The organism is Agrococcus sp. HG114 (genome assembly GCF_024723325.1).
Taxonomy (GTDB): Bacteria; Actinomycetota; Actinomycetes; order Actinomycetales; family Microbacteriaceae; genus Agrococcus.
The window spans coordinates 1-4,989 of record NZ_JANQCH010000151.1 but is presented as its reverse complement, the minus strand read 5'-3'; the positions used below and the strand labels follow the sequence as shown (position 1 = coordinate 4,989).

At 75.4% G+C, this 4,989-nt stretch carries 4 protein-coding genes and 1 pseudogene; all 5 read left to right on the top strand.

What is annotated here, in order from left to right:
* On the top strand, nt 1–1,139 hold a 1,139-nt coding region (locus NWP09_RS11635; RefSeq protein WP_258275670.1), incomplete at its 5' end, for a phosphopantetheine-binding protein.
* A gap of 14 nt (nt 1,140–1,153) precedes the next feature.
* Nucleotides 1,154–2,179 (top strand): extracellular solute-binding protein, encoded by a 1,026-nt coding sequence (locus NWP09_RS11630; protein ID WP_258275669.1) that lies wholly within the window; start codon nt 1,154–1,156, stop codon nt 2,177–2,179.
* Complete coding sequence (locus NWP09_RS11625) at nt 2,163–3,683, top strand: iron ABC transporter permease (RefSeq protein ID WP_258275668.1); 1,521 nt, start codon at nt 2,163–2,165, stop codon at nt 3,681–3,683. The genes NWP09_RS11630 and NWP09_RS11625 overlap by 17 nt, the downstream gene beginning before the upstream one ends.
* Nucleotides 3,680–4,765 carry an ABC transporter ATP-binding protein gene (locus tag NWP09_RS11620; RefSeq protein ID WP_258275667.1) on the top strand — a complete coding sequence of 362 codons (1,086 nt, stop codon included), beginning with the start codon at nt 3,680–3,682 and terminating at the stop codon, nt 4,763–4,765. Before NWP09_RS11625 ends, NWP09_RS11620 begins: the two co-directional genes overlap by 4 nt.
* A 33-nt stretch (nt 4,766–4,798) precedes the next feature.
* Nucleotides 4,799–4,989 (top strand): annotated as a pseudogene (locus tag NWP09_RS11615) (hypothetical protein); the annotation flags it as partial.

Genomic DNA, 4,989 nt, shown 5'->3' with positions numbered 1-4,989 from the left:
CGGCCGCGGCCGACGCTCCGACGGCGGGGGCGGATGCGCGGGCCGACGTCGCCCGCGCGGTCGCCCGGGTCCTCGGGATCGATCGCGTCGACCTCGACCGCTCCTTCGTCGAGCTCGGCGGCGACTCGCTGAGCCACGTGCAGGCATCCGTGCGGCTGGAGGCCGTCGTGGGGCCGCTGCCCCGCGGGTGGCATCACCGGCCGCTCGGCGAGCTCGCCGACGGCCGCGCGGCCGAGGGACGACGTCGTCTCCGGACGGTCGAGACGCCCGTGCTGCTGCGAGCGCTCGCCGCGGTCGCGATCTGCGGCTCGCACGCGGGCCTGTTCGACGCGCAGGGAGGCGCGCACATCCTGCTGGCCGTCGCCGGTGCGAGCACCGCGCGCTTCGCCCTCTCCGCACCGACGGTGCTCGGCAGGTGGCGGGCGACCCTGCGCATCCTGATCGGCATCGTGGTGCCCGCGGTCGCCGTCGCCCTCTTCGGGATGCTCGCGACGGGCCGCTACGACTGGAGCAACGTGCTGCTGAGCCACTGGATCGTGCGCGCTCCGGGCGAGCGCGCGACGCTCGGCGAGATGTGGTTCGTCGAGGCGCTCGTCGCGAGCCTCGTCGTGCTCGCCGCCGTGCTGTCGGCGCCGCGCGTCGCTCGCGCGTGGCGGCGCGATCCCTGGCTCGTGTCGGCGGCCATCGCGGCCGTCGCGCTCGTACCCCGATTCCTCCTGCCGCTCGTGGAGCCGGAGCCGCAGGGCCTCCTGCCCGGGCTCCTGTGGCTCGTGGCCGCCGGTGCCGCCGCGGCCCACGCCGAGACGCCCGTGCGGCGCGCGGTCACGATCGCGCTCGCGGCCGTCGGGGGAGCGACGTTCTTCGCGGACGACCCGCTCCGCAGCGCCACGATCGTCGCCGGGATCGTCGTGCTCGTGCTCGTGCCGGTCGTGCGGCTCCCGCTGTGGGCGGTGCCCGCGGTCGCGGTGCTCGCAGCCGCATCGCTGCACATCTACCTCATCCAGTTCCTCGTCCTGTCGCTGCTCGAGCCCGACGCGCTCGAGACCGCCGCCGCGCTCGCGGCCGGCGTGCTGCTCTGGTGGCTCGCCGACCGCCCGGTGCGCCGGCTCCAGGACCTCGTCATCCCGACCGTCCGCTGAACCGAGAGCCCTCCATGCCCCGTCGCCGTCGTCCCCTGCTCGCCTCCCTGCTCGCGCTGCCGCTCCTGCTCGGCGGATGCTCCGCTGCCGCGGACGAGGACGCACCGCGAGAGGGCGCGCTGCAGATCTACTCCGCGCAGCACATCGAGATCACCGAGGCGCTGGCCGCGGCCTTCACCGAGCAGACCGGGATCCCCACGCAGGTGCGCGACGGCCAGGACTCGTCGATGGGTCACATGATCGTGGAGGAGGGGGACGCGTCCCCCGCCGACGTCTTCCTGACCGAGAACAGCCCGGCGATGACGACGGTCGAGCGGGCCGGTCGGCTCGCCGCGGTCGACCCCGCCACGATCGAGCAGGTCCGCGACGGCCTCGCGCCGTCCTCCGGGCTCTGGGCGCCGATCGCCGCGCGCTCCACCGTGCTCGTCTACAACACGACGCTCATCACCGAGGCGGAGCTGCCGACGTCCATCATGGAGCTGTCGGAGCCGCGCTGGGACGGCCGCTGGGGCGCCGCCCCGGGAGGCGCCGACTTCCAGGCGATCGTCGCAGGCATGCTCGCGGAGCGCGGCGAGACCGAGACGCGCGCATGGCTCGAGGCGCTCGCATCGGGGGCGGAGGTCTATCAGAACAACATCGCCACGATGGAGGCCGTGAGCTCGGGGGAGGTGCCCGTCGGCATCATGTACCACTACTACTGGTACCGCGACCAGGCGGGCGACGGCGAGACGAGCGCCGACACGGCGCTGCGGTTCTTCGGCGGGGGCGACCCGGGCGCCTTCGTGAGCCTGTCCGCCGGAGGCGTGCTCGCCGCATCCGACATGCCGGAGGAGGCGCAGCGCTTCCTCGCCTTCGTCACCTCGCCCGAGGGGCAGCAGGTGCTCGTCGACAGCGGCGCCATGGAGTACGCGGTGGGCGAGGGCATCGCGTCGGACCCGGCGCTGCCGCCGCTCGACAGCCTCGAGGCGCCGGCCGTCGACGCCTCCGTGCTGAGCTCGGAGGCGGTGCTCGAGCTCATGACCGATGTCGGCATCCTCTAGGCGCCATCCGGTCACGCTGCTGGCCGCCGCGGTCGCGGTCATCGCGATCCTGCCGCTCGCCGTGATCGTGCCGACCGCGCTGTCGGACGGCGCCGATCGCGCGGTCGCGTTCCTGCTGCGACCGCGGATCGGCGAGCTGCTCGGCAGCACGGGTGCCCTCCTCGCGCTGACGGTCCCGGCGACGCTCGTGCTCGGCACGCTCGCCGCCTGGCTCGTCGAGCGCACGAGCCTGCCGTGGGCCGGCGCGTGGCGGACGATGCTCCTCATGCCGCTCGCCGTGCCCGCCTTCGTGAGCGCGTATGCCTGGACCGCTGCCGCGCCCTGGCTCGACGGGCTCGCGGGCGCGGCGCTCGTGACGACGCTCGCCTACCTGCCCTTCGTGTTCCTCCCCGCGGCCGCGATGCTGCGGTCGCTCGACCCGGGCGACGAGGAGGTCGCGCGCTCGCTCGGGCTGTCGCCCGCGAGGGCCATGGTCCGCACGGTGCTGCCCCGCCTGCGACCCGCGATCGCGGGAGGCGGGCTGCTCGTCGCGCTGCACCTGCTCGCCGAGTACGGCGTGCTCGAGCTCATGCGGTTCCAGACCTTCACGACAGCGATCATGCAGCAGTACGCCGTCGGCTTCAGCGACGCATCCGGCAGCCTGCTCGCGACCGTGCTGCTGGCCCTGTGCCTGCTCGCGCTGCTGGTCGACGTCGCGCTGCGAGGCCGGCACCGGGTCGCCCGGGTCGGATCCGGCGTCCAGCGACGCGCCACCCGTGTCGGCCTCGGCGCGTGGACCGTGCCGTCGCTCGCGCTCGTGGCGGCGCTCGTCGGGCTCTCGGTCGCGCTGCCGGTCTCGATGGTCGTGCGCTGGCTGTCCTCCGAGACTGGGCTCGCGGGCGTGGACCTCGACCTCCTCCTGCGCACGGCGAGCACCGTCGGGCTCGCCGCGCTCGGAGCGCTCGCCGCGACGACCGCGGCGCTGCCGGGCGCGTGGCTGCTCGAGCGGCACCGCTCGCGGCTCGCGCACGTGCTCGAGCGGGGCACGTTCCTCACGAGCGCCTTCCCCGGCGTGGTCGTCGGCCTCGCGCTCGTGACCCTCGCGGTCCGCTGGGCGCAGCCGCTGTACCAGACGGTCGCCCTCGCCGTCGTCGCGTACGCGGTGCTCTTCCTGCCGCGCGCGATGGTGTCGCTGCGCGCGGGTCTCGCGGCCTCCCCGCCGGAGCTGTCGGAGGCCGCCCGCTCGCTCGGCTCGAGCGGGCCCGCGACGCTCGTGCGCGTCGTGCTGCCGCTCATGGCGCCGTCGGTGCTGACCGGGCTCGTGCTCGTCGCGCTCGCGGTGGTCACCGAGCTCACGGCCACGCTGCTGCTGGCCCCCACGGGCGTGACCACGCTCGCGATCTCCTTCTGGCGCGAGGCGAGCGCGCTCGACTACGCAGGCGCGGCGCCGTACGCCGCCGCCATGATCGGACTGTCCCTGCCGCTGACGCTGCTGCTGCGCCGGCAGATCCTGGAGGAGCGATGAGCGAGCTTCGGCTGCACGGCATCACGGCGGGATACGGGGCGGATGCGGTGCTCGAGTCCGTCGGGCTCACGGTGCCCGAGGGGTCGATCACCGCGGTGCTCGGCGGGTCGGGCAGCGGCAAGACGACGCTCCTGCGCGTGGTCGCCGGCTTCCACCGGCCGAGCGCCGGCGAGGTGCGGATCGGCGGGCGGGTCGTGGCGGGCGACGGCGTCTGGGTCCCTCCGGAGCGCCGGGGCGTGGGCTACCTGCGGCAGGACGGCGGGCTCTTCCCTCACCTGAGCGTCGCGGGGAACGTCGCGTTCGGACTGCCCTTCCCGCGGGGCCGGCACCGAGCGCGCGTGCTCGAGCTGCTCGAGCTCGTCGGGCTCCCCGCTCAGGTCGCCGATCGCCGCCCCGATCAGCTCTCGGGCGGCCAGCAGCAGCGGGTCGCCCTCGCCCGCGCGCTCGCCCCGCGACCCGCGCTCGTGCTGCTCGACGAGCCGTTCTCCTCGCTCGACGCGGGCCTGCGCGCCGCGACGCGCGACGCGACGGCCCAGGCGCTGCGCGCGACCGGCGCGACAGCCGTGCTCGTGACCCACGACCAGGGCGAGGCGCTCTCGTTCGCCGACGAGGTCGCGATCCTCGCCGCCGGCCGGTTCCGGCAGATCAGCAGCCCCTCCGTGGTCTACCGCGAGCCGGTCGACAGCGCGGTCGCGACCTTCCTCGGCGACGCCGTGCTGCTGCCGGGCGTCGCGAGCCGCGGGCGCGTGCAGACCGCGATCGGCGAGCTGCTCGTGGGCGGCTTCGTGCCGGACGGCGACGTCGAGGTGATGGTGCGTCCCGAGCAGATCGCGCTCACCGCCGCGGGCTCGGGCCGGCTCGAGGCGACCGTGAGCAGCGTGCGCTACTTCGGCCACGACGCGATCGTGCTGCTCGCACCGGGCGGCGGGGTCCCGATCCAGGGCCTGCGCGCGCGCATCGTGGGACTGCAGGCGCCCGCCGTCGGCGATGCGGTCGGCGTCGAGATCGTCGGTCCCGTGCGGGCGTTCTCGCGCGGCGGCGCGGCGACCGGGCACCTGCGCACGGCGGAGGCCCACCGCTGACGCGCAGCGCGTCGCCGCTCTAGCATGGGACGCGTGGATCCGGTGCTGGTGCTCGTCGCCGAGTGGTGGTGGATCGCGCCCGCCGGAGCCGGTGCGGGCGCGCTCGGCATCGCGGGGCTGCGCGCCCGCCGGCCGTCGGCGCGGCGGCTCGAGCTCGACGCGGCTCGCCACGACCTCCGTGCGGCGCAGGACGCGCTCACCCGCTCTCGCGCGCAGGTCAAGGT